Genomic DNA, 23,415 nt, shown 5'->3' with positions numbered 1-23,415 from the left:
TGCCAACGACAACCCCCAGATCAGCCCGCTTGGCATATAATGCGCGCCGTTTTTTCGAGGTTGAGCCATGAGCACAGAAGATCCACGCTTTGCCGGTGTCGCCCGGCTGTACGGTGACGACGGCTTGCAGCGCCTGCGCCAGGCCCACGTGGCCATCGTCGGTATCGGCGGGGTTGGCTCGTGGGCGGCCGAAGCCCTGGCCCGCAGTGGCGTGGGCGAAATCACCCTGTTCGACCTGGATGACGTGTGCGTCAGCAACACCAACCGCCAGGCCCATGCCCTGGAAGGGCAGGTCGGGCGGCCCAAGGTCGACGTCATGGCCGAGCGGCTGAGGGCGATCAACCCGGCGTGTACGGTGCACGCGGTGGCCGATTTCGTCACCCGCGACACCATGGTCGAGTACATCACCGAACACCTCGACTGCGTGATCGACTGTATCGACAGCGTGATGGCCAAGGCCGCGCTGATCGCCTGGTGCCGCCGACGCAAGATCGCCATTGTCACCACTGGCGGTGCGGGTGGGCAGATCGACCCGACCCAGATCCAGATCGGCGACCTCAACAAGACGTTCAACGACCCGCTGGCCTCGCGGGTGCGCTCGACCCTGCGTCGCGACTACAACTTCTCGCGCAATACCAGCCGCAACTATGGCGTGCCGTGCGTGTTTTCCAGCGAGCAGCTGCGTTATCCCAAGGGGGATGGCAGCGTGTGCCTGCAGAAGAGCTTCGTGGGCGAGGGTGTGCGTCTGGATTGCGCGGGCGGATTCGGCGCGGTGATGATGGTGACGGCGACCTTTGGCATGGTGGCCGCGAGCAAGGCGGTGGAGAAGCTGGTGGCCGGTGCGCGGCGGCCTTCGGAGCGGGTCAAGGCACAATAGCGGCGTTGACCCCTACACGGTATTTGGCACCGGCTTTGCCGGTGTTCGCCAGCAAGGCTGGCTCCTACAAGTGTGCGGTGTGGCGCATCAGCCTGCCGATGCCAACTCGGCCATCCTGAGCAACACCGCATGTAGTCCATTGCTGCGTGAGGGTGACAACTGGCGCTCCAGCCCCAGCTGGGCGAACCAGTCACTCAAGTCCAGCGCAGCCAGTTCCGTGCTGTGCAGCCCTTGTGCCCGTACTAGCAATAGCGCCAGCAAACCTCGCAGCAAACGCGCATCACTGGACGCCTTGAAGTGCCAATGGTCGTTATCCAGCGTGGCCACCAACCACACCAGGCTTTCACAACCGTGCACTCGGTTGTGTTCACTTTTCTCTGTTTCGTCCAGCGGTTCCAAGCGATTCCCCCACTGCATCAGCAGCCGTGCCCGCTGCTCCCAGCCCCGAGCCTGCTCGAAGCTTTCCAGCGCTTGGCTGGCCTCTGCCGACAGATTCATCGCAGCAGCTCCAGGCCCTGGTCGAGCGCGTCGAAGAAGCGCTGTAGGTCGTCGCTATCGGAATACAGTCCAAGTGATACACGGATAGCACCGTCCAGCCCCAGGTGTTTGAGCAACGGCATGGCACAATGATGCCCTGCGCGAACGGCGACGCCCTGCTCTGTCAGCAGGTGGGCTATATCGGCATTGTGTACGCCGTCGATGACGAAACTGGCCAGCGCCGCCTGGGGAGAGCCGAGCAGGCGAATCCCTTCGCGATCAGCCAATCCTCGCAGCAGATGCTGGTGCAGGCTGGCTTCATGGGCGGCAACCGCGTTGGTGTCGAGACTGGCCAGGTAATCCAGGGTTGCGCCCAGGCCGATGACGCCGGCGATAGGAGGCGTACCGGCTTCGAAGCCCAGCGGCGCAGGGCGGAAACTGGCGTTCTGGTAGTCGGCCAACTGGACCATTTCGCCGCCGAACTGCCAATGGCGCAGCAGTTCCAGCGCCTGTTGGCGTCCATATAGCACCCCGACACCGTCTGGACCGTACAGCTTGTGGCTGGAAAACACATAGAAGTCGCATTCCAACTGCTGCACGTCATGGCGACCATGGACGACACCCTGAGCGCCATCGACAACGCTCAAGGCGCCCTGGGCGCGAGCATGTGCCAACAGCGGTGCCAGCGGTTGCCAGGTGCCTAGCACGTTGGACAGTTGGCTGATCGCGAGTAGGCGGGTGCGTGGGCCGATCAGTTGCAGGGCCTGTTCCAGATCGATATGCCCCTGGTCATTCACCGGCAAAATCACCAGACGCAGGTTGCGGCGGTGCGCCAGTTGTTGCCAGGGCAGCAGGTTGGCGTGGTGTTCCAGCGCACTGACGGCAATCTCGTCACCCGCCTCGAAGCGATGTTCCAGGCCATAGGCCAGCAGGTTCAAGGCCGAGGTGGCGCCGTGGGTGAAGATGACCTGCCGTGTGTCCGGCGCATTGAGCCAGGCGGCAACCTTCTCGCGGGTGCCTTCGAAAGCCTGGGTGGCCAGGGCGCCTGGCAGGTGTTGCGCACGATGCACGTTGGCTGCGCCATGGCCGTAGTAATGGTTCAGGGCGTCAAGCAGTGCCTGGGGTTTCTGCGTGGTGGCGGCGCTGTCCAGGTAGGTCTGGTGCTGCCGTTGCAGGGCGGCGATGGCGGGGAAGTCGGCACGCCAGGGGGAGGGCTGGAACATGTTCGCGGGGCCTGGAAAGAAAAATCGGGTCTGCCCGTAAGAGCAAGACCCGATCTTATCACTTCGAACCCGCAGGTACTCAGTTGTGGGCGTGCAGCGCCTCGTTCAGCTCGATGGCCGACTTGTGGGTCTTGCACTCCACCGCGCCGTTGAGCGAGTTGCGGCGGAACAGCAGGTCGGTCTGGCCGGCCAGGTCGCGGGCCTTGACCACCTTGACCAGTTGGTTGTTCTCGTCCAGCAGGTTCACCTTGGTGCCGGCGGTGATGTACAGGCCAGCTTCCACGGTGTTGCGGTCACCCAGCGGGATGCCGATACCGGCATTGGCGCCGATCAGGCAGCCTTCGCCGACCTTGATGACGATGTTGCCGCCACCGGACAGGGTGCCCATGGTCGAGCAGCCGCCGCCCAGGTCGGAGCCTTTGCCGACGAACACGCCTGCGGAAACGCGGCCTTCGATCATGCCTGGGCCTTCGGTGCCGGCGTTAAAGTTGACGAAGCCCTCGTGCATGATGGTGGTGCCTTCGCCGATGTAGGCGCCCAGGCGCACACGGGCGGTGTCGGCGATACGCACACCGGCCGGCACGACGTAGTCGGTCATCTTCGGGAACTTGTCTACCGAGAACACTTCCAGCAGCTCGCCCTTCAGGCGCGCTTCCAGTTGCAGCTCGGCCAGCTCGGCCAGGTCGACCGCGCCCTGGTTGGTCCAGGCGACGTTGGGCAGCAGCGGGAAGATGCCGGCCAGCGAGACACCGTGCGGCTTGACCAGGCGGTGCGACAGCAGGTGCAGCTTGAGGTAGGCCTCGGGGGTGGAGGCCAGGGCGCCGTCTTCAGCCAGCAGGGTGGCGACCAGCGGCTTGTGGCTTTCGGCCAGGCGGGTCAGCAGGGCAGCTTGAGCGCTATCGACACCCTTGAGCGCGTCGGCCAGCTGTGCGGCCTGGGCGGTGGTGAAGGCGATGGCCTGGTTGCCAGCTTCGTAACCGAGGATCGGCGCAATGGCGGCGACCAGCTCGGCGGACGGCTTGAGCACCGGCTGCGCGTAGAACACTTCCAGCCAGGCACCCTGGCGGTTCTGGGTGCCGACACCGAAGGCCAGGCTGAACAGGGATTGAGACATGCGATTACCTCGTGCGAAAGGGGGGGGGAGCGTAATGCGGGGATCAGGCCAGTGCCGCGGCGTACAGGTCGGGCTTGAAGCCGACCAGCGTGCGGTCGCCGAGGTCCAGTACCGGGCGCTTGATCATCGACGGCTGGGCGAGCATCAGTTCTACGGCCTTCGCTTGGTCGAGATCGGCCTTGCTGGCATCGTCGAGCTTGCGGAAGGTGGTACCGGCGCGGTTCAGCACGACTTCCCAACCGTGCTCGGTGCACCAGCGGTTCAGGCTGTCACGGTCGATGCCTTGGGTCTTGTAGTCGTGGAATTCGAAGCCGATGGCCTTTTCTTCAAGCCATGTGCGGGCTTTTTTCATGGTGTCGCAGGCTTTGATGCCGTAGAGAGTGTAAGCCATTGAATGCCAGGGCCGCCGGGCAGCCCGATACTCCGTGAAGATAGGGTGGGGCCGATTATGCGGTATCGATGGGGTTGGCGCCACGGCCACGGGCTCGAAGGCGGGGGCGATGTGTATCACAGCTTCTCACGAATCATTGTGTTACATATTCGGAGGCGAGCTGCGACTATCGTGCAGCGGCCCACGATAGACGCTCCCCGCTAACATATTGTTTCAATGGCGTTGTTGCGCCCCGCTGTCGATTCTCCGTTCAAACAGGAAGCTCACCGATGCAGTCAGCCTATACCGTCCTTATCTTGCTGATGCTGGTGAGCGTGTCGAAACTGGTGGGTCGGGTGGTGCCGCTGCCACTGCCGCTGGTGCAGATCGGCGCCGGCGCCTTGCTGGCCTGGCCGACACTTGGGTTGCATGTGGCGCTGGACCCGGAGTTGTTCCTGTTCCTGTTCCTGCCGCCGCTGCTGTTCGCCGACGGCTGGCGCATGCCCAAGCGTGAACTTTGGCGCATCCGCGGACCGGTGGTGGCCCTGGCGGTGGGGTTGGTGCTGTTCACCGTGGTCGGGGCCGGTTACTTCATCCACTGGCTGCTGCCGGCTATTCCATTGCCCGTGGCTTTCGCATTGGCCGCGGTTCTCTCGCCCACCGATGCCGTGGCCGTGTCGGCCATTACCCAGGACCGCCTGCCCACCCCGTTGATGCACATGCTGCAAGGCGAAGCCTTGATGAATGACGCCTCGGGCCTGGTGACGTTCAAGTTCGCCTTGGTGGCGGCAATTACTGGCGTGTTCTCGTTGACCGAAGCCAGCCTCACCTTCGTGCTCGTCGCCCTCGGCGGGCTGGCGGTGGGGGTTGCGCTGAGCTGGTTGGTCGGGCGGCTGCGGATGTGGATGATCACCCGTGGCTGGGACGACCCGGCGACCCACGTGGTGTTCATGTTGTTGTTGCCATTCGCGGCCTACGTGCTGGCCGAACGCCTCGGGGTGTCGGGCATTCTCTCGGCGGTGGCTGCCGGCATGATGCAGAGCTGGCTCGACCTGCTGCCACGCCAGACCAGCACCCGCCTGCTCAACCGCAGCGTTTGGTCGCTGCTGGAGTTCGCCTTCAATGGCCTCATTTTCCTGCTGCTCGGCCTGCAGCTGCCGGACATCGTCAAGGCGGTGGTCAGTGACGAGGCGGCGGTCTGGCCGACCCTGGCCTGGCGCTGCCTGGATGTAGTGGCGATCTTCGCCGCACTGGTGCTGCTGCGATTTGTCTGGGTGCAAAGTATCTGGCGGGCCATCGGTGTGGTGCGGCGCTGGCGCGGCAAGCCCGAGCTGGTGCTGATGCCGACCGCCCGGTCGTGCTGGTTGCTGACGCTGGGCGGCGTACGCGGCGCGGTGACACTCGCAGGCGTGATGTCGGTGCCCTTGCTGATGGGCGCGGGCAAGGTGTTCCCCGAGCGTGACCTGCTGATCTTCATTGCCGCCGGGGTGATCCTGCTGTCGCTGATCAGTGCCGTCATCGCCCTGCCGATCTTGTTGCGCGGCGTTACCAAAAGTCCGGACGAACGCCTGCGCCAGGAAGTACAGGAGGCTTGGCGGCGTACCGCCGAAGCGGCCATTCATGCTCTCGAGGCCGAGGAGGTCAGTGACGCAGGCGCACCACAGGACGCTGCGCAGGCGACGCTGGCCATCGAGCTCAAGGCCAGGCTGATGGCCGAGTACCGGGATGAGCTGGACAGCTACAACGACACCGCCGAAGCCCGGGCCCTGGCCGAGCAGATGGACCTGCTGGAGCGCCGCTTGCGCCTGCGTGCGCTACGCGCCCAGCGCCTGGAGCTGTACAACCTGCATCGCCAGCATCAGGTGGGCGATGAAGTGGTACGGCAGGTACTGGGCGAGCTGGACATGAGTGAGGCCAACCTGGGCCAGGTCAGGTAACTGTCTGGACGGCATTGTTTGGAAAAGGGTAGGCCAGGCGCATGAAAGCCAGATCCTTTTCACTCAAGCCGCTGTTCAGTCCAATCTCCCAGTCACCCAAAGTGAAGGCCTGGGGAACCGGGTAATGCATGACCGAAGCAGGGTCGTAAGGGGTCTTCACCAGGCCAATGTCGGTGCGCCTGGCAATCATCTCCTCCATCACCTGCTGACGCGTCCAGCCCTGCTCCGCATTGGCCACGCGCACAACCTCTTCCACATTCCACGGAATGCTGGCGTCGGGGTGCTGGTGTTCGTGTTCCGCCCCCAGGGCATGGCCGAACTCGTGCAGGACGACGTGCTCGAAGGTGGCGTCGCCGGGCTCGACGTTGAGGTTCATGGTTTCGGCGGGCATGGCCAGGGCGTCGGTTCCTGCGCAGGATTCGTTGCGTGGCAGCGTCCTGCCGGTGCGTACCTTGATCTGCGCCTGGGAGTCGTTGTCCCAGGTCAGGGCAAGCGACAGGTTGGCCCCCGAGCGCAGCAGCCATTGTGAAGCCGTTCTGAATATTTCCGACTTCAGGAACTCATCGGGGCTGCCGAGGAACGCCACCTTCAGCACACGGCCGGGGCGCCAGAGCTTGCGGGTCATGGCCAGGGCCCGCTTTTGTCGGCCGCCAACGGTCGTGGCTGCGTTGCCGGGATTCTCCAGTCGCGCCAGCCGTTCGGCGAGATGTGGGTCGGCAGGCTTCAGGCGGTGGGAAAAAATCAGTTGAGACATGGGAAAACTCCGTGGTCGAAACCCAGAGTTTTCCTCTGCTGGCGTGCCTGCGTGCGGTATATAGTGCTGCGCTGTCAGCGGCTCAGGAACGCACGAATCCGCTCGGCCGCCTCGATGCACTCGGCCAGTGGAGCAACCAGCGCCATGCGCACGCGCCCGGCACCTGGATTGACGCCATCCACCTCGCGCGACAGGTACGAGCCTGGTACCACGGTCACGTGCTGCGCTTCGAACAGGTCGCGGGTGAAGTCGGCATCGTTGCCCGGCACCTTGGCCCACAGGTAGAAGCTGCCATCGGGGCGCTGTACATCCAGCACCGGCTGCAGGATATCGAGCACCGCGTCGTACTTGGCGCGGTACTGGTCGCGGTTGTCGCGCACGTGGGCCTCGTCCTGCCAGGCGGCGATGCTGGCCAGTTGCGTTTGCACCGGCATGGCGCAACCGTGGTAGGTGCGGTACAGCAGGAACGGCTTGATGATCTCGGCGTCACCGGCGACGAAGCCCGAGCGCAGGCCCGGCAGGTTGGAACGCTTGGACAGGCTGTGGAACACCACGCAGCGCTTGAAGTCGCTGCGGCCCAGTTCGGCGCAGGCGGTGAGCAGACCCGGTGGTGGGGCATCCTCGTCGAAGTAGAGTTCGCTGTAGCACTCATCGGAGGCGATGACGAAGTCGTGCTCGTCGGCCAGGGCGATCAGTTGTTTCAGCGTCTGTATCGGCACCAGCGCGCCGGTGGGGTTGCCCGGGGAGCAGAGGAACAGGATCTGACAGCGTTTCCAGACCTCGGCTGGTACGGCATCGAAGTCCGGGTTGAAGCCGTTGCTTTCCAGGCAAGGCAGGTAGTGCGGGGTGGCGCCGGCCAGCAGGGCCGCGCCTTCGTAGATCTGGTAGAACGGATTGGGGCTGACCACCAGGCCGTCGTCGGCGCGGTTGACCACGGCCTGGGTGAAGGCGAACAGCGCTTCACGGGTACCGTTTACCGGCAGGATGTGGCGGTCGGCATCCAGCCAGCCGGTCGGTACCTGGAAGCGGCGCTCACACCACTGGGCGATGGCCTGGCGCAGGGCGGGCAGGCCGAGGGTGCTCGGGTAGACCGCCAGCTTGTCGAGGTTGTCGGCCAGGGCCTTGGCGACGAACGCCGGCGATGCGTGCTTCGGCTCGCCGATCGACAGGGCGATGGCGCGTTTGTCCGCCGCAGGCTTCACGCTACCGAGCAGGGCGCGCAGTTTCTCGAACGGGTAGGGCTGAAGCTGGGTCAGGGCATGGTTCATCGGCGCAAGGTCTCGTAATCGTCAAAAGGTCATGCGGGAAGGGCTGGCTTCGCTGGCCTGGCCGGCCTGCAACTGCTGGATGATGGCTTCCTGCAGGCGGCTGCACAGCTGCGGGTCGGACAGCGGCTGGTTGTCGGCGTCGGTAATGAAGAACACGTCCTCCACCCGTTCGCCGAGGGTGGCGATCTTGGCGTTCTGCAGCGAGATGTCGAACTCCAGGAAGATCCGTCCGATCCGCGCCAGCAGGCCGGGGCGGTCGGGGGCGGTGATCTCGAGGATGGTCACCGGGCGCTGGGCATCGTTGAGGATGGTCACCTGCGGTGGGAAATCGAAGTGCTTGAGCTGGCGTGGCACCCGGCGCTGGATGATCGCCGGGTAGTCCTCGGGGGTGCGCAGCGCTTCGGTCAGGCCGTCGCGGATTTGCTTGACCCGCTGTGGGTTGTCGCCGATCGAGCCGCCGTCGTTGTCGAGCACGATATAGGTGTCGAGGGTGAACTGGCTGCTGGAGGTGATGATGCGGGCGTCATGGATGTTCAGGTTGAGCTGCGCCATGGCGGCCACGGTCACGGCGAAGAAGTCGTGCTGGTCGGGGGCATAGATGAAGATCTGCGTGCCGCCCTCGAACTCGCGCTGGGTGGTTTCCTTGATCAGCACCAGCGGGCCGCTGTCGGCGGGTTGCTGGAGGATGGCGTCGCTGTGCCAGGCCACGTCGGCGGCGTTGTGCTTGAGGAAATAGTCGTCACCCAGTTGCGACCATAGCTGCTCGACATCGTCCGGGTCGGTGCCTTCGCGCACCAGGATGTCCAGTGCGGCGCTCTGGGTCTGGCGAATCTGCTCCTCGCGGTCCAGCGGGTTTTCCAGGCCTCGGCGCAAGGCGCGCTTGGTTTCGGTGTAGAGCTGGCGCAGCAGGCTCGCGCGCCAGGAGTTCCACAGGCTGGGGTTGGTGGCGTTGATGTCGGCCACGGTCAGCACGTAGAGGTAGTCCAGGCGTGTCTCGTCGCCCACGTGCAGGGCGAAATCGTTGATCACCTGCGGGTCGGACAGGTCCTTGCGCTGGGCGGTGGTGGACATCACCAGATGGTTCAGGACCAGCCAGACGATCAGGCGGCTGTCCCAGGCGGGCAACTGGTGGCGGGCACAGAAGGCATGGGCATCCACCGCGCCGAGTTCGGAGTGATCGCCCTGGCGACCCTTGCCGATGTCGTGGTACAGGCCGGCCAGGTAGATCAGCTCGGGCTTGGGCAGGCGGCCCATGAGCTTGCTGGCCAGTGGGAATTTCTCCGAAACCGGGGTGTACTGCAGCTTGCGCAGGTGCTTGATCAAGTTGAGGGTGTGCGCATCGACCGTATAGATGTGGAACAGGTCGTGCTGCATCTGCCCGACGATGAGGCCGAATTCCGGCAGGTAGCGGCCGAGGATGCCGTAGCGGTTCATCCGCCGCAGGTTGCGGTGAATACCGATTTCGCACTTGAACAGTTCGATGAACAGGCTGGTGTTGCGGATATCGTTGCGGAACTTGTCGTCGATCAGGTGGCGGTGCTCGCGCAGCAGGCGCACGGTGTCGGCGCGCACGCCCTTGATCTCGGGGTGCTGGGCCATCAGCACGAAGATTTCCAGCATGGCGAACGGCGTGCGCCTGAACACGTTCGGGTGCACCGCTTCTATATAGCCGTCGTGCAGGCGGAAGCGGGCATTGAGCGGTTGGGTGGTGCCGCTGTCATCATCGGCGAGGATCACTTCCTCGAAGTGCTGGATGATCAGGTCGCATAGCTGGCTGATGCTCATCACCACCCGGTAGTACTGCTGCATGAACTGCTCGATGGCGCGCTTGGGGTTCTCGTCGTTGAAGCCCAACAGCGTTGCGATGCTGCGCTGGTGATCGAACAGCAGGCGATCCTCGGCGCGCCCGGCGAGCATGTGCAGGGCGTAGCGCACGCGCCAGAGAAAGGCCTGGGACGAGGCCAGCAGTTCGTTCTCGCTCTCCAGCAGGAAGTCTTCACCAGCCAGGGCGTGCAGGTTCAGCGTACCGTACTGGCGACGCGCCACCCACAACACCGTCTGGATATCGCGCAGGCCGCCCGGCCCACCCTTGACGTTGGGCTCCAGGTTGTACTCGGTGTCGTTGTACTTGTGGTGGCGGGCTTTCAGCTCGGCGCGCTTGGCCAGGAAGAACTCCTTGCTCGGCCACATGTGTGCGGTGCTGGTGGCGTCGAGCATGCGCTGGCGCAGTGGCTCGGGGCCTGCGATGGTGCGGCTTTCCATCAGGTTGGTGATGACCGTCAGGTCGGCCCGGGCCTGTTCGGCGCACTCGTCGACGGTGCGCACGCTCTGCCCGACTTCCAGGCCGATGTCCCACAGCAGCGTAAGAAAGCGCTCGATGGCATCGCGGTACTGCTCGTGCTCGGCGGCGTCGAGCAGGATCAGCAGGTCGATGTCGGAGTAGGGGTGCAGTTCACCCCGGCCATAGCCGCCCACCGCCACCAGGGCGATGCCGTCCGGGTTGCCCCAGTCGAACTGGTTCCATGCCTGTTGCAGGATGTTGTCGACGAACCAGGCGCGGTCCTCGATCAGCCGGCGGATCTCACGGCCTTCACGGAAACGCTTGTCGAGCACTTCGCCGGCCATGCGGATGGCTTTCTTGAAAGCGGCGATGGGGCTTGCCTTGAGGGCCAGTTCCGCCTGGAACTGGCCGCGGTCGAACAGCTCGGGATCCACCTGGGGCATCGAGTCGCGTTCCTGTGATGTGAAGGTCAGGCCGAGGTGCGCGGGATGGTGTCGTCCTTGCGCAGGGTGAAGATCTCGTAGCCCGTGGCGGTCACCACCAGGGTGTGTTCCCACTGGGCCGAGAGCTTGCGGTCCTTGGTGATGGCGGTCCAGCCGTCACCGAGCACCTTCGTATCGGCCTTGCCCTGATTGATCATCGGCTCGATGGTGAAGGTCATGCCTTCCTTGAGCTCCATGCCGGTGCCGGCCTTGCCGTAGTGCAGGATCTGCGGCTCTTCGTGGAACACCTTGCCGATACCATGGCCGCAGAACTCGCGCACCACCGAGAAACCGTTCTTTTCGGCGTGCTTCTGGATCACTTCGCCGATGTCGCCCAGGCGGCAGCCCGGCTTGACCAGCTCGATGGCCTTGTACATGCACTCCTGTGTCACCTTCGACAGGCGCGCGGCCCACTCAGGGACCTCGCCGACATGGAACATGCGGCTGGTATCACCGTGATAGCCGTCCTTGATCACGGTGATGTCGATATTGAGCGTGTCGCCCTTCTTCAACGGCTTGTCGTTGGGGATGCCGTGGCACACCACGTGGTTGATCGAGGTGCAGATCGACTTCGGGTAGCCCTTGTAGTTGAGCGGTGCCGGAATGGCCTGCTGGACGTTGACGATGTAGTCGTGGCAGATGCGGTCGAGCTCTTCGGTGGTGATGCCGGGCTTGACGTGTTCCTCGATCATTTCGAGGACTTCGGCGGCCAGGCGGCCGGCGACGCGCATCTTCTCGATGTCTTCTGCGGTCTTGATGGTGACGGTCATTACAGGCTCTCTACGGCGCCGCATGCGGCGCGAACGAACGGGAAAGGCCGGATTCTACCAGAGCATGGCGGCGATCTGGCGGGATAATCCCGAGGATCCAGTGGTCTATTGAAGGCATTCTGGCCCCAAAGCCCGGGTGCTGCAAAAGCCGCTGACGGACGAATCATTATTCGGGTTTCGTTCGTGCGTGGTCTGTGGTATAAAATGCGCCGCTTTCGGGGGATGACCTCCGTAAGCTCAAACCCACACACGTGTCGACACGATGGCCTGGGTGCCCGGTTTCCTCGGAGATGCGGGTTGGTCATTGGGATACGTGGAGGCCCAACCCGACTTATCAAGGAACTATCATGTCCCAAGTCAACATGCGCGATATGCTGAAGGCCGGTGTGCACTTCGGCCACCAGACCCGTTACTGGAACCCGAAAATGGGCAAGTACATTTTCGGCGCGCGTAACAAGATTCACATCATCAACCTGGAAAAAACCCTGCCGATGTTCAACGACGCCCTGGCGTTCGTAGAGCGCCTGGCCCAGGGCAAGAACAAGATCATGTTCGTCGGCACCAAGCGTTCCGCCGGCAAGATCGTCGCCGAGCAAGCTGCTCGTTGCGGTTCGCCATACGTTGACCACCGCTGGTTGGGCGGCATGCTGACCAACTACAAGACCATCCGTGCTTCGATCAAGCGTCTGCGCGACCTGGAAACCCAGGCCGAAGATGGCACTTTCGCCAAGCTGACCAAGAAAGAAGCCCTGATGCGTTCCCGCGACCTGGAAAAACTGGATCGCAGCCTGGGTGGTATCAAGGACATGGGCGGCCTGCCTGATGCCCTGTTCGTGATCGACGTCGACCACGAGCGCATTGCCATCACCGAAGCCAACAAGCTGGGCATCCCGGTCATCGGCGTTGTCGATACCAACAGCAGCCCGGAAGGCGTTGACTTCGTCATCCCAGGTAACGATGACGCCATCCGCGCCATCGAGCTGTACATGACTTCGATGGCTGACGCCGTCATCCGCGGCCGCAACAACGTTGCTGGCGGCACCGAAGTCTACGCTGAAGAAGCGGCTGCACCTGCTGCTGAGTAATTGACGCTTAGCGTCTGACTTGGCACGCAAAAAGGGGGCTTGGCCCCCTTTTTGCCACCTTGAAATCCTGCTGTCAGCGAAGGCTCCGCATTATGGGCTGGCTGATGTAAAAACAGCGGATTTGCAGAATTTAACGCCCGTGACAAACGGGTGGAATGGTTGAAAAACTTTCCAAGAGGATTTTGAAATGGCAGCAATTACTGCGGCGCTGGTCAAAGAACTGCGCGAGCGTACCGGCGAAGGCATGATGGATTGCAAGAAGGCCCTGGAAAAGGCCGGCGGCGACATCGAGAAAGCCATTGACGACATGCGTGCCTCGGGCGCCATCAAGGCCGCCAAAAAAGCTGGCAACGTTGCCGCTGAAGGCGCTATCGCTGTCAAGACCGACGGCAAAGCCGCTGTCCTGCTGGAAGTGAACTCGCAGACCGACTTCCTGGCCCTGCAAGACGACTTCAAGAACTTCGTTGCCGAAAGCATCGAAGAAGCCTTCGCCCAGAAGCTGACCGACGCGGCTCCCCTGATCGCCTCGCGCGAATCCGCGCGTGAAGCCCTGGTTGCCAAGTGCGGCGAAAACGTCAACATCCGTCGCCTGGTGCGCGTAGAAGGCGACGTTGTCGGCGCCTACCTGCACGGCAACAAGATCGGTGCTGTCGTTGTCCTGAAAGGCGGCGACGTCGAGCTGGCCAAGAACATCGCCATGCACGTTGCAGCGTCGAACCCAGAGTTCCTGGACGCGTCGGAAATCTCCGCCGAGGCCATCGAGCGCGAGAAGAACGTCTTCCTGCAGCTGAACGCCGACAAGATCGCTGGCAAGCCGGAAAACATCGTTGAGAACATGATCAACGGCCGTATCACCAAGTTCAAAGCCGAAGCTTCGCTGAAAGAGCAAGCCTTCGTCATGAACCCGGAAGTCAAGGTTGGCGAACTGGCCAAGAAAGCCGGTGCTGAAATCGTTTCCTTCACCTACTTCAAGGTTGGCGAAGGCATCGAGAAGCCGGTTGACAACTTCGCTGAAGAAGTTGCCGCCCAGGTAGCTGCCGCCAAGCAGTAAGACAGACGCGTCTGTCGCCCCAAAGAGGCTGCCCGCTCACGCGCGCAGCCTCTTTGTCAAAACGGCCGCGGGTTTATAAAGCCCAAGGCTGCTGGCACTGAAGCAGTGCCACGCTACAGTTAGCAGGCTGCAAACAGCCCGCACGGAATTTTCTAAAAGTACGCCGCAGGAGAGACTCGCAATGGCTCAGCAGGTGAGTGGTCGCCAACCTCGCTATAAACGCATTTTGCTCAAACTTAGCGGCGAGGCCCTGATGGGCTCGGAAGACTTCGGGATCGACCCGAAGGTGCTGGATCGCATGGCCCTGGAAATCGGCCAGCTGGTCGGGATCGGTGTTCAGGTGGGCCTGGTGATCGGTGGTGGCAACCTGTTCCGCGGCGCGGCGCTCAGCGCGGCCGGCATGGACCGTGTCACCGGCGACCACATGGGCATGCTGGCCACCGTGATGAACGGCCTGGCCATGCGTGACGCCCTGGAGCGCTCGAACATCCCGGCGCTGGTCATGTCGGCCATTTCCATGGTCGGCGTCACCGATCATTACGATCGTCGCAAAGCTATTCGCCACCTCAACACCGGGGATGTGGTAATTTTCTCCGCCGGTACTGGCAACCCGTTCTTCACCACCGACTCCGCAGCGTGCCTGCGCGCGATCGAAATCGACGCCGATGTGGTGCTGAAGGCGACCAAGGTCGACGGTGTGTACACTGCCGACCCATTCAAGGACCCGCACGCCGAGAAATTCGATCACCTCACCTACGACGAGGTGCTGGATCGCAAGCTCGGTGTCATGGACCTGACCGCAATCTGCCTGTGCCGCGACCACAAGATGCCATTGCGGGTATTCAACATGAACAAGCCTGGCGCCCTGCTGAACATCGTGGTGGGTGGCGCTGAAGGTACTCTGATCGAGGAAGGCCAAGCATGATCAACGACATCAAGAAAGACGCGCAGGAGCGCATGGGCAAGTCCATCGAGGCCCTGGGCCGCAACCTGGCGTCCATCCGCACCGGCCGTGCCCACCCAAGTATCCTGGACAGCGTCAAGGTCCCGGCCTGGGGTAGCGACATGCCGCTGAACCAGGTGGCCGCGATCACCGTCGAGGATGCCCGCACCCTGAAGATCGTCGCCCACGACAAGAACCTGAGCGCCGCCATCGAGAAGGCCATCCTCACCTCCGACCTGGGCCTGAACCCGTCCAGCGCCGGCACCACCATCCGCGTACCGATGCCGGCCCTGACCGAGGAAACCCGCAAGGGTTACACCAAGCAGGCCAGCAGTGTTGCAGAAGACGCCAAGGTCGCCGTGCGCAACGTACGCCGTGATGCCCTGGCCGACCTGAAGAAGCTGACCAAGGACAAGGAAATCAGCGAAGACGAAGAGCGTCGCGCCGCTGATGAGATCCAGAAGCTGACCGACAAGTTCGTCGCCGAAATCGACGCTGCGTTCAAAGCCAAGGAAAAGGACCTGTTGGCCGTTTAAGGCCGAGGTTTTTTAATGGAAAAGACCAAGCTGGCGGCACCGTCCTCGGTGCCGCGTCACGTCGCGATCATCATGGATGGCAATAATCGCTGGGCGAAGAAGCGCCTTCTGCCCGGTGTTGCCGGGCACAAGGCTGGCGTCGATGCCGTGCGTGCGGTCATCGAAGTCTGTGCCCAGTCCGGGGTCGAGGTGCTGACCCTGTTCGCCTTCTCCAGTGAGAACTGGCAGCGTCCGGCGGAAGAGGTCGGGGCGCTGATGGAGCTGTTCTTCTCGGCGTTGCGCCGTGAAGCCAAGCGCCTCAACGAGAACAACATCAGCCTGCGCATCATTGGTGACCGTTCGCGCTTCCATCCGGAACTGCAGGCGGCCATGCGCGAGGCTGAGGCGCTGACGGCGGGCAACAACCGCTTCATCCTGCAGATCGCCGCCAACTACGGCGGTCAGTGGGATATCGCCCAGGCCGCCCAGCGCCTGGCGCGTGAGGTTCAGGCCGGTCACCTGCGCCCGGACGACATCACGCCTGACCTGTTGCAGGCCTGCCTGGCCACCGGCGACCTGCCGTTGCCCGACCTGTGCATTCGTACCGGTGGCGAGCGCCGCATCAGCAACTTCCTGCTGTGGCAGCTGGCCTATGCCGAGCTGTATTTCTCCGACCTGTTCTGGCCGGACTTCAAACACGAGGCCATGCGCACCGCGCTGGCCGATTTCGCTTCGCGCCAGCGCCGCTTCGGTAAGACCAGCGAGCAGGTCGAGGCTGGAGCTCGTGCTTAATGCTTAAACAACGCATCATTACTGCGCTGATCCTGCTGCCGGTCGCGTTGGGTGGGTTCTTCCTGCTCAATGGTGGCGATTTCGCGCTGTTCATCGGCTTCGTGGTCACGCTGGGCGCCTGGGAGTGGGCCCGCCTGGCCGGCCTGGTGGCCCAGTCCGTGCGTATCGCATACGCCGCGGTAGTCGCCGGGGCGCTGATGCTGCTCTACCTGATGCCGGACCTCGCGCCTTGGGTGCTGGGGGCTTCGGTGATCTGGTGGGCCCTGGCCACCTGGCTGGTGCTCACCTATCCGCGCAGCAACGATTTGTGGAGCAGCGCTGCCTGTCGCCTGCTCATCGGCCTGCTGGTGCTGCTGCCGGCCTGGCAAGGCCTGGTCCTGCTCAAGCACTGGCCACTGGGTAACTGGCTGATCCTGGCGGTCATGGTGCTGGTGTGGGCTGCGGACATCGGCGCCTACTTCTCCGGGCGGGCCTTCGGCAAGCGCAAGCTGGCGCCGCAGGTCAGCCCCGGTAAAAGCTGGGAGGGGGTGTACGGCGGCCTGGTGGTCAGCCTGTTGATCACCCTGGGTGTCGGCCTGGCGCGGGACTGGAGTGTCGGCCAACTGCTGTTGGGGTTGCTGGGAGCGGTCGTGGTGGTGATGTCCTCGGTGGTGGGTGACCTGACCGAGAGCATGTTCAAGCGCCGTGAAGGCATCAAGGACAGCAGCAACCTGCTGCCTGGCCATGGTGGCGTGCTCGACCGCATCGACAGCCTGACCGCGGCCATCCCGATGTTCGCTGTACTGCTGTGGGCTGCCGAGTGGGGTGTGATGTGAGCCGTCTTCAACGCATAACCGTGCTGGGCGCCACTGGCTCCATTGGCTTGAGCACCCTCGATGTCATTGCCCGGCACCCTGATCGCTACCAGGTGTTCGCCCTGAGCGGCTACTCCCGTCTCGACGAGTTGCTGGCCTTGTGCGAGCGCCATCGGCCTGCCTATGCAGTCGTTCCCTCCGCCGACGCCGCTGCGCGCTTGCGTGAGGGCCTGGCGCGCGCCGGTTGCGCCACCGAGGTTCTCGAGGGTGAAGCCGGGCTCTGCCAGGTGGCGGCGGCGTCTGAAGTGGATACCGTGATGGCGGCCATTGTCGGCGCTGCCGGGCTGCGGCCGACGCTGGCGGCGGTCGAGGCTGGCAAGAAAGTCCTGCTGGCCAACAAGGAAGCGCTGGTGATGTCCGGTGCCTTGTTCATGGATGCGGTGCGGCGCAGTGGCGCGGTGCTGCTGCCGATCGACAGCGAGCACAACGCGATTTTCCAATGCATGCCCACCGACTTCGCCCGCGGGCTGGGCAATGTCGGTGTGCGGCGCATCCTGCTGACCGCCTCGGGCGGGCCGTTCCGCGAAACGCCCGTGGCGGCGTTGCAGGATGTCACGCCGGAGCAGGCGTGCGCCCACCCCAACTGGTCCATGGGGCGCAAGATCTCGGTCGATTCGGCCAGCATGTTGAACAAGGGGCTGGAGCTGATCGAGGCCTGCTGGCTGTTCGACGCCAAGCCTGCCCAGGTCGAGGTGGTGGTGCACCCGCAGAGCGTCATCCACTCGCTGGTGGATTACGTCGATGGCTCGGTGCTCGCCCAGTTGGGCAATCCGGACATGCGCACGCCCATCACCAACGCCCTGGCCTGGCCCGAGCGCATCGACTCTGGCGTGGCACCGCTGGACCTGTTCGCCATCGCTCGTCTGGATTTCCAGGCGCCCGACGAACAGCGCTTCCCTTGCCTGCGCCTGGCGCGTCAGGCTGCCGAGGCCGGTAACAGTGCGCCCGCCGTGCTCAATGCCGCCAACGAAGTGGCGGTGGATGCGTTCCTCCAGCGGCGTATCCGCTTCCCGGAGATCGCGGGTATGATCGAACAGGTGCTCGACCAGGAGCCTGTGGTACCGCTCACCACGCTGGATGCGGTGTTCGCTGCCGACCAGCGTGCCCGGGAACTGTCCCGGGAATGGTTGAGGCGCCACGGCCGCTGATCGGCGGTGGCCCGCCACGCCGAACGTCATCCGGAGATAGGACATGACTGCGCTCTACATGATTATCGGCACCCTGGTGGCTCTGGGCGTGCTGGTCACCTTCCATGAATTCGGTCACTTCTGGGTGGCGCGTCGCTGTGGGGTCAAGGTGCTGCGTTTCTCGGTGGGCTTCGGTACGCCGTTAATACGCTGGCATGACCGGCACGGCACCGAGTTCGTGGTCGCGGCGATCCCGCTGGGCGGTTACGTCAAGATGCTCGACGAGCGTGAGGGTGAAGTCCCGCCTGCGCTGGTCGAGCAATCGTTCAACCGCAAGTCGGTGCGCCAGCGCATCGCCATCGTTGCCGCTGGCCCCATCGCCAACTTCCTGCTGGCGATCCTGTTCTTCTGGTTCATCTCCATGCTGGGCACGCAGCAGGTGCGCCCAGTCATTGGCGCGGTCGAGACGGGTAGCCTGGCGGCGACCGCTGGTCTGAACGTCGGGCAGGAAATCGTTTCCATCGATGGCAAGCCGACCAATGGCTGGTCGGCGGTCAACCTGCAATTGGTTCGCCGCCTCGGTGAGAGTGGCACCTTGCGGGTCGGTGTGCTCGACGAGGGTGCCACGGTCGAGCGTCAGCACGATATTCAGCTGAGTCACTGGCTCAAGGGTGTCGACGAGCCCGATCCGATCCAGTCCTTGGGGCTGCGCCCTTGGCGCCCGGCGGTCGAGCCGGTGCTGGCCGAGATCGATCCGAAAGGCCCGGCCGCCGCAGCGGGGCTCAAGACGGGCGACAAGCTGCTTGCCCTCGATGGCACCGTGCTGGGCGACTGGCAGCAGGTGGTCGACGCGGTGCGTGCCCGCCCTGAAAGCAAGGTTAGCCTGCGCGTCGAGCGTGATGGCGCGCAGCTGGAGGTGCCGGTCACCCTGGCGCGCAAGGGCGAAGGTCAAGCTTCCGGTGGTTACCTGGGCGCTGGCGTCAAGGCGGCGCAATGGCCGGCGCAGATGCTTCGCGAGGTCAGTTACGGGCCGTTGGAGGCCGTGGGGGAGGGGCTTTCGCGCACCTGGAACATGAGCGTACTGACCCTCGAATCGCTGAAGAAAATGCTGTTCGGAGAGCTCTCGGTAAAAAACTTGAGCGGACCGATAACCATTGCTAAAGTGGCGGGCGCTTCAGCCCAGTCGGGCGTTGGGGATTTCCTGAATTTCCTGGCCTATCTGAGCATAAGCCTGGGGGTTCTGAACCTGCTGCCCATCCCAGTACTGGATGGGGGGCATTTGCTGTTCTACCTGATCGAGTGGGCGCGCGGTCGTCCGCTCTCGGATCGGGTGCAAGGTTGGGGGGTCCAGATCGGTATCAGTTTGGTCGTCGGGGTGATGTTGCTCGCCCTGATCAATGATCTGGGTCGACTATAAAAGCTTCGCTCAATCGCGAAACCTGCCGCCTCATCGCGGCGGGTTGTTTATTGCCAGTTGGAATAAAAGGACTTCATGAAACGTCTGCTGCTAACTGCGGTGCTCTCCGCACTGATGATCGCTGAAGTTCACGCCGAGTCCTTCACCATCTCCGATATTCGTGTCAACGGCTTGCAGCGGGTCTCCGCCGGCAGCGTGTTCGGCGCGTTGCCGCTGAACGTCGGCGACCAGGTCGATGATCGCCGCCTGGTCGACTCCACCCGCTCGCTGTTCAAGACCGGCTTCTTCCAGGACATCCAGCTGAACCGCGACGGCAATGTCCTGATCATCAACGTGGTCGAGCGCCCGTCGGTGTCGAGCATCGAGATCGAAGGCAACAAGGCGATCAGCACCGAAGACCTGATGAAAGGCCTGAAGCAGTCGGGCCTGGCCGAAGGCGAGATCTTCCAGCGTGCCACGCTCGAAGGCGTGCGTAACGAACTGCAGCGCCAGTACGTCGCTCAAGGGCGCTACTCCGCCGAAGTCGACGCCGAAGTCGTCCCCCAGCCGCGCAACCGCGTCGGCCTGAAGATCAAGATCAACGAAGGCACCGTGGCCGCGATCCAGCACATCAACGTGGTGGGCAACACGGTGTTCGACGACGAAACGTTGGGGCAGCTGTTCGAGCTCAAGACCACCAACTGGCTGTCGTTCTTCAAGAACGATGACAAGTACGCCCGCGAAAAACTGTCCGGTGACCTGGAGCGCCTGCGCTCTTACTACCTGGACCGCGGCTACATCAACATGGACATCGCTTCGACCCAGGTGTCGATCACCCCGGACAAGAAGCACGTCTACATCACCGTCAACATCAACGAAGGCGAGAAGTACACCGTTCGCGACGTGAAGCTGTCCGGTGACCTCAAGGTGCCGGAAGACCAGGTCAAGTCGCTGCTGCTGGTGCAGCCAGGCCAGGTGTTCTCGCGCAAGGTGATGACCACCACGTCCGACCTGATCACTCGTCGCCTGGGTAACGAAGGCTACACCTTCGCCAACGTCAACGGCGTGCCACAGCCTAACGACCAGGATCACACCGTCGACATCATGTTCGTCGTCGATCCGGGCAAGCGTGCCTACGTCAACCGCATCAACTATCGCGGCAACACCAAGACCGAAGACGAAGTGCTGCGTCGTGAAATGCGCCAGATGGAAGGTGGCTGGGCCTCGACCTACCTGATCGACCAGTCGAAGACCCGTCTCGAGCGCCTGGGCTTCTTCAAGGAAGTCAACGTCGAGACCCCGCCGGTGCCAGGCACCGACGACCAGGTCGACGTCAACTACAGCGTCGAAGAGCAGGCTTCCGGCTCGATCACCGCCAGCGTCGGTTTCGCCCAGAGCGCGGGCCTGATCCTGGGTGGCTCGATCAGCCAGACCAACTTCCTGGGTACCGGTAACAAGGTCTCCATCGGCCTGACCCGTTCCGAATACCAGACCCGCTACAACTTCGGCTTCGTCGACCCCTACTTCACCGCCGACGGTGTCAGCCTGGGCTACAACGCCTTCTACCGCAGCACCAACTACGACGACCTCGACGTCGATGTGGCCAGCTATGCGGTCGACAGCCTGGGTGCCGGTGTCAGCCTCGGCTACCCGATCAGCGAGACTTCGCGCCTGACCTATGGCCTGACCGTACAGCAGGACAAGCTCAAGACCGGCAAGTACACCGTCGATGAGATCTTCGACTTCGTCGACAAGGAAGGCGACAACTTCCTGAACTTCAAGGCCTCGATCGGCTGGTCCGAATCGACCCTGAACAAAGGCGTGCTGGCAACCCGTGGTCACTCGCAAAGCCTGACCCTGGAGTCCACCATCCCGGGCAGCGACCTGTCGTTCTACAAGCTCGACTACCGTGGCCAGTTGTTCAAGCCGATCAACAACGACTACACCCTGCGCCTGCACACCGAGCTGGGCTATGGTGATGGTTTCGGTGGCACTTCGGGCCTGCCGTTCTACGAGAATTACTACGCGGGTGGTTTCAACTCCGTACGTGGCTTCAAGGACAGCAGCCTCGGGCCACGCAGCACGCCTAGCCGCGGTGAAGGCAACCCTGGCGGCAAGCCAGGCACCATCGCCGACCCGGACCAGGATCCGCTGCCGTTCGGTGGCAACGTGCTGGTGCAGGGCGGTGTCGAGTTGCTGTTCCCGCTGCCGTTCGTCAAGGACCAGCGTTCGCTGCGCACTTCCGTGTTCTGGGACGTGGGTAACGTGTTCGACACCAACTGCGGCAGCAAGCCTGATTGTGCGAAGGTCGGTTTCTCGGACATGGCCAGCTCCGTCGGTCTGGGCGTGACCTGGATTACCGCGCTGGGCCCGCTGAGCTTCAGCCTGGCGATGCCGATCAAGAAGCCGGACGACGCCGACACGCAAGTGTTCCAATTCTCTCTGGGCCAGACCTTCTGAGGTCGGCCCTGGTTTAACGACAACGGTTTATCCAGGAGTTCATCGTGCGTAAGTTGACCCAACTGGCCATCCTGGCCGCGGCGCTGGTCGCCACCCCGGCTTTCGCCGAAATGAAGGTAGCCGTGCTGAACTATCAGATGGCCCTGCTCGAATCCGACGCGGCCAAGAAGTACGCCGTCGACGCCGAGAAAAAATTCGGCCCGCAGTTGACCAAGCTCAAGGGCCTGGAAAGCAGCGCCAAAGGTATCCAGGACCGCCTGATCAAGGGCGGCGACAAGATGCCTCAGCCAGAGCGTGAGCGTCTGGAGCTCGAGTTCAAGCAGAAAGCCCGCGACTTCCAGTTCCAATCGAAAGAGCTGAACGAAGCCAAGGCCGTTGCCGACCGCGACATGCTCAAGCAGCTCAAGCCCAAGCTTGACGGCGCTGTCGAGGAAGTGATCAAGAAGGGCGGCTTCGACCTGGTGCTCGAGCGCGGCGCGGTCATCGATGTCAAGCCTCAGTACGACATCACCCGCCAAGTCATCGAGCGCATGAACCAAGCGCGTTGATATGACCGTGACCATGACACTCGGCCAACTGGCCGAGGCCCTCGGGGCCACGCTGAAAGGCCCCGAGGCGCTGCAGATCACCGGGCTGGCCACCTTGCAGGAGGCCGGTTCCGGGCAGTTGAGCTTCCTCGCCAACAAGCAGTACCGCAAATTCCTGGAGAGTTCCCAGGCCAGCGCGGTGCTGCTCAAGGCAGAGGACGCCGAAGGCTTTGCCGGCAACGCACTGATCGTGGCCGACCCTTATCTTGCCTATGCGCGCATTTCGCACCTGTTCGATCCAAAGCCCAAGGCTGTAGCGGGAATTCATCCCAGCGCCGTGGTGGCTGAAGATGCGCAGGTCGATACCAGCGCCAGCATCGGTCCGTTTGCCGTGATCGAAAGCGGTGCCCGCATCGGTGCCGATGTGACCATCGGTGCCCATTGCTTTATCGGTGCTCGCTGCGTGGTCGGCGAAGGTGGCTGGCTCGCGCCGCGCGTCACGCTCTATCACGATGTCATCATCGGCAAGCGTGTGGTGATCCAGTCCGGTGCAGTGATCGGCGGCGAGGGCTTCGGCTTTGCCAACGAGAAGGGTATCTGGCGCAAGATCGCCCAGATTGGCGGCGTGACGTTGGGCGATGATGTGGAAATCGGCGTGAACACCGCCGTGGATCGCGGCGCCTTGTCGGACACGCGTATCGGTGATGGCGTCAAGCTCGACAACCAGATCCAGATCGCCCACAACGTGCAGGTCGGTGACCACACCGCGATGGCGGCTTGCGTCGGGATTTCCGGTAGCACCCGTATCGGCAAGCACTGCATGATCGCCGGTGGCGTCGGCATGGTTGGCCACATCGATGTCTGTGACAACGTATTCGTGTCCGGCATGACCATGGTGACCCGCTCCATTACCGAGCCGGGTGGCTATTCTTCCGGTACGGCCATGCAGCCTTTGGCCGAATGGCGCAAGAGCGCCGCGCGCATTCGCCAGCTGGACGAGATGTCCAAGCGTCTCCAGCAGCTGGAAAAACGAGTTGACACCGTGACCTCAGGTGGCCAGCCGACATCAGAAGGCTGATACCCTCTCCTGAGTGAGCGTTAATAGTCGCTGG

General features: G+C 63.1%; 21 protein-coding genes. 13 read left to right on the top strand and 8 right to left on the bottom strand.

Annotated features, from left to right (window positions below; genetic code table 11):
* Positions 1-67 precede the first annotated feature (67 nt).
* On the top strand, positions 68-877 hold the full coding sequence (tcdA, locus tag PSEEN_RS19555) for a tRNA cyclic N6-threonylcarbamoyladenosine(37) synthase TcdA (RefSeq protein ID WP_011535290.1): 810 nt from the start codon (positions 68-70) through the stop codon (positions 875-877).
* Between the two features lie 87 nt (positions 878-964).
* Here tcdA and PSEEN_RS19550 read toward each other — a convergent pair whose 3' ends face one another.
* From PSEEN_RS19550 to PSEEN_RS19535, 4 genes are all read right to left on the bottom strand, one after another.
* Positions 965-1,375, bottom strand: coding sequence for a SufE family protein (locus PSEEN_RS19550; RefSeq protein ID WP_011535289.1), 411 nt, complete (start codon positions 1,373-1,375; stop codon positions 965-967).
* On the bottom strand, positions 1,372-2,577 hold the full coding sequence (locus PSEEN_RS19545; protein WP_011535288.1) for a cysteine desulfurase: 1,206 nt from the start codon (positions 2,575-2,577) through the stop codon (positions 1,372-1,374). Before PSEEN_RS19545 ends, PSEEN_RS19550 begins: the two co-directional genes overlap by 4 nt.
* Before the next feature lie 79 nt (positions 2,578-2,656).
* Positions 2,657-3,691: a 2,3,4,5-tetrahydropyridine-2,6-dicarboxylate N-succinyltransferase gene (gene dapD / locus PSEEN_RS19540; RefSeq protein ID WP_011535287.1), complete on the bottom strand. Its 1,035-nt coding sequence runs from the start codon at positions 3,689-3,691 to the stop codon at positions 2,657-2,659.
* 43 nt (positions 3,692-3,734) lie between these two features.
* Positions 3,735-4,082: an ArsC family reductase gene (locus tag PSEEN_RS19535; protein ID WP_011535286.1), complete on the bottom strand. Its 348-nt coding sequence runs from the start codon at positions 4,080-4,082 to the stop codon at positions 3,735-3,737.
* A gap of 269 nt (positions 4,083-4,351) precedes the next feature.
* Here PSEEN_RS19535 and PSEEN_RS19530 point away from each other — a divergent pair, with 269 nt between their 5' ends.
* A complete protein-coding gene (locus PSEEN_RS19530) occupies positions 4,352-5,998 on the top strand; it encodes a Na+/H+ antiporter (protein WP_011535285.1) in 1,647 nt (548 codons plus the stop codon).
* Here PSEEN_RS19530 and PSEEN_RS19525 read toward each other — a convergent pair.
* The 4 genes from PSEEN_RS19525 to map form a co-directional block, all read right to left on the bottom strand.
* Positions 5,991-6,752: a M12 family metallopeptidase gene (locus PSEEN_RS19525; RefSeq protein WP_011535284.1), complete on the bottom strand. Its 762-nt coding sequence runs from the start codon at positions 6,750-6,752 to the stop codon at positions 5,991-5,993. The two genes, PSEEN_RS19530 and PSEEN_RS19525, sit on opposite strands and share 8 nt — an antisense overlap.
* Before the next feature lie 74 nt (positions 6,753-6,826).
* Positions 6,827-8,020 carry a succinyldiaminopimelate transaminase gene (dapC, locus tag PSEEN_RS19520; protein ID WP_011535283.1) on the bottom strand — a complete coding sequence of 398 codons (1,194 nt, stop codon included), beginning with the start codon at positions 8,018-8,020 and terminating at the stop codon, positions 6,827-6,829.
* 21 nt (positions 8,021-8,041) lie between these two features.
* Positions 8,042-10,744: a [protein-PII] uridylyltransferase gene (locus PSEEN_RS19515; RefSeq protein WP_011535282.1), complete on the bottom strand. Its 2,703-nt coding sequence runs from the start codon at positions 10,742-10,744 to the stop codon at positions 8,042-8,044.
* A 26-nt stretch (positions 10,745-10,770) separates the two neighbouring features.
* Positions 10,771-11,553 (bottom strand): type I methionyl aminopeptidase, encoded by a 783-nt coding sequence (gene map, locus PSEEN_RS19510; RefSeq protein ID WP_011535281.1) that lies wholly within the window; start codon positions 11,551-11,553, stop codon positions 10,771-10,773.
* 347 nt (positions 11,554-11,900) lie between these two features.
* Between map and rpsB the strand changes: the two genes are divergently transcribed.
* From rpsB to lpxD, 11 genes are all read left to right on the top strand, one after another.
* Positions 11,901-12,638, top strand: coding sequence for a 30S ribosomal protein S2 (gene rpsB, locus PSEEN_RS19505; RefSeq protein WP_011535280.1), 738 nt, complete (start codon positions 11,901-11,903; stop codon positions 12,636-12,638).
* 187 nt (positions 12,639-12,825) lie between these two features.
* Positions 12,826-13,689, top strand: coding sequence for a translation elongation factor Ts (gene tsf / locus PSEEN_RS19500; RefSeq protein WP_011535279.1), 864 nt, complete (start codon positions 12,826-12,828; stop codon positions 13,687-13,689).
* A 181-nt stretch (positions 13,690-13,870) separates the two neighbouring features.
* Positions 13,871-14,614: a UMP kinase gene (pyrH, locus tag PSEEN_RS19495; protein ID WP_011535278.1), complete on the top strand. Its 744-nt coding sequence runs from the start codon at positions 13,871-13,873 to the stop codon at positions 14,612-14,614.
* A complete protein-coding gene (gene frr / locus PSEEN_RS19490; RefSeq protein WP_011535277.1) occupies positions 14,611-15,168 on the top strand; it encodes a ribosome recycling factor in 558 nt (185 codons plus the stop codon). The genes pyrH and frr overlap by 4 nt, the downstream gene beginning before the upstream one ends.
* 15 nt (positions 15,169-15,183) lie before the next feature.
* Entirely contained in the window at positions 15,184-15,939 is a 756-nt protein-coding gene (gene uppS / locus PSEEN_RS19485) for a polyprenyl diphosphate synthase (RefSeq protein ID WP_011535276.1), read from the top strand.
* Positions 15,939-16,754, top strand: coding sequence for a phosphatidate cytidylyltransferase (locus PSEEN_RS19480; protein WP_011535275.1), 816 nt, complete (start codon positions 15,939-15,941; stop codon positions 16,752-16,754). The genes uppS and PSEEN_RS19480 overlap by 1 nt, the downstream gene beginning before the upstream one ends.
* Complete coding sequence (gene ispC / locus PSEEN_RS19475; protein ID WP_044488379.1) at positions 16,751-17,941, top strand: 1-deoxy-D-xylulose-5-phosphate reductoisomerase; 1,191 nt, start codon at positions 16,751-16,753, stop codon at positions 17,939-17,941. The genes PSEEN_RS19480 and ispC overlap by 4 nt, the downstream gene beginning before the upstream one ends.
* Before the next feature lie 43 nt (positions 17,942-17,984).
* Positions 17,985-19,337: an RIP metalloprotease RseP gene (gene rseP / locus PSEEN_RS19470; RefSeq protein WP_011535273.1), complete on the top strand. Its 1,353-nt coding sequence runs from the start codon at positions 17,985-17,987 to the stop codon at positions 19,335-19,337.
* A 75-nt stretch (positions 19,338-19,412) separates the two neighbouring features.
* Positions 19,413-21,776 (top strand): outer membrane protein assembly factor BamA, encoded by a 2,364-nt coding sequence (gene bamA, locus PSEEN_RS19465; protein WP_011535272.1) that lies wholly within the window; start codon positions 19,413-19,415, stop codon positions 21,774-21,776.
* A 44-nt stretch (positions 21,777-21,820) separates the two neighbouring features.
* Positions 21,821-22,324, top strand: coding sequence for an OmpH/Skp family outer membrane protein (locus PSEEN_RS19460; protein ID WP_011535271.1), 504 nt, complete (start codon positions 21,821-21,823; stop codon positions 22,322-22,324).
* A gap of 1 nt (position 22,325) precedes the next feature.
* Positions 22,326-23,381 (top strand): UDP-3-O-(3-hydroxymyristoyl)glucosamine N-acyltransferase, encoded by a 1,056-nt coding sequence (lpxD, locus tag PSEEN_RS19455; protein WP_011535270.1) that lies wholly within the window; start codon positions 22,326-22,328, stop codon positions 23,379-23,381.
* Positions 23,382-23,415 lie beyond the last annotated feature (34 nt).

Source organism: Pseudomonas entomophila L48 (assembly GCF_000026105.1).
In the GTDB taxonomy this organism is placed as follows: domain Bacteria; phylum Pseudomonadota; class Gammaproteobacteria; order Pseudomonadales; family Pseudomonadaceae; genus Aquipseudomonas; species Aquipseudomonas entomophila.
Note: the sequence above shows the minus strand (reverse complement) of the source record. Positions and strands in the feature narration are given on the sequence as shown.

Coding starts and splice junctions, on each gene's coding strand:
- tcdA (WP_011535290.1), top strand. CDS start 68: ATGAGCACAGAAGATCCACGCTTTGCCGGTGTCGCCCGGCTGTACGGT.
- PSEEN_RS19550 (WP_011535289.1), bottom strand. CDS start 1,375: ATGAATCTGTCGGCAGAGGCCAGCCAAGCGCTGGAAAGCTTCGAGCAG.
- PSEEN_RS19545 (WP_011535288.1), bottom strand. CDS start 2,577: ATGTTCCAGCCCTCCCCCTGGCGTGCCGACTTCCCCGCCATCGCCGCC.
- dapD (WP_011535287.1), bottom strand. CDS start 3,691: ATGTCTCAATCCCTGTTCAGCCTGGCCTTCGGTGTCGGCACCCAGAAC.
- PSEEN_RS19535 (WP_011535286.1), bottom strand. CDS start 4,082: ATGGCTTACACTCTCTACGGCATCAAAGCCTGCGACACCATGAAAAAA.
- PSEEN_RS19530 (WP_011535285.1), top strand. CDS start 4,352: ATGCAGTCAGCCTATACCGTCCTTATCTTGCTGATGCTGGTGAGCGTG.
- PSEEN_RS19525 (WP_011535284.1), bottom strand. CDS start 6,752: ATGTCTCAACTGATTTTTTCCCACCGCCTGAAGCCTGCCGACCCACAT.
- dapC (WP_011535283.1), bottom strand. CDS start 8,020: ATGAACCATGCCCTGACCCAGCTTCAGCCCTACCCGTTCGAGAAACTG.
- PSEEN_RS19515 (WP_011535282.1), bottom strand. CDS start 10,744: ATGCCCCAGGTGGATCCCGAGCTGTTCGACCGCGGCCAGTTCCAGGCG.
- map (WP_011535281.1), bottom strand. CDS start 11,553: ATGACCGTCACCATCAAGACCGCAGAAGACATCGAGAAGATGCGCGTC.
- rpsB (WP_011535280.1), top strand. CDS start 11,901: ATGTCCCAAGTCAACATGCGCGATATGCTGAAGGCCGGTGTGCACTTC.
- tsf (WP_011535279.1), top strand. CDS start 12,826: ATGGCAGCAATTACTGCGGCGCTGGTCAAAGAACTGCGCGAGCGTACC.
- pyrH (WP_011535278.1), top strand. CDS start 13,871: ATGGCTCAGCAGGTGAGTGGTCGCCAACCTCGCTATAAACGCATTTTG.
- frr (WP_011535277.1), top strand. CDS start 14,611: ATGATCAACGACATCAAGAAAGACGCGCAGGAGCGCATGGGCAAGTCC.
- uppS (WP_011535276.1), top strand. CDS start 15,184: ATGGAAAAGACCAAGCTGGCGGCACCGTCCTCGGTGCCGCGTCACGTC.
- PSEEN_RS19480 (WP_011535275.1), top strand. CDS start 15,939: ATGCTTAAACAACGCATCATTACTGCGCTGATCCTGCTGCCGGTCGCG.
- rseP (WP_011535273.1), top strand. CDS start 17,985: ATGACTGCGCTCTACATGATTATCGGCACCCTGGTGGCTCTGGGCGTG.
- bamA (WP_011535272.1), top strand. CDS start 19,413: ATGAAACGTCTGCTGCTAACTGCGGTGCTCTCCGCACTGATGATCGCT.
- lpxD (WP_011535270.1), top strand. CDS start 22,326: ATGACCGTGACCATGACACTCGGCCAACTGGCCGAGGCCCTCGGGGCC.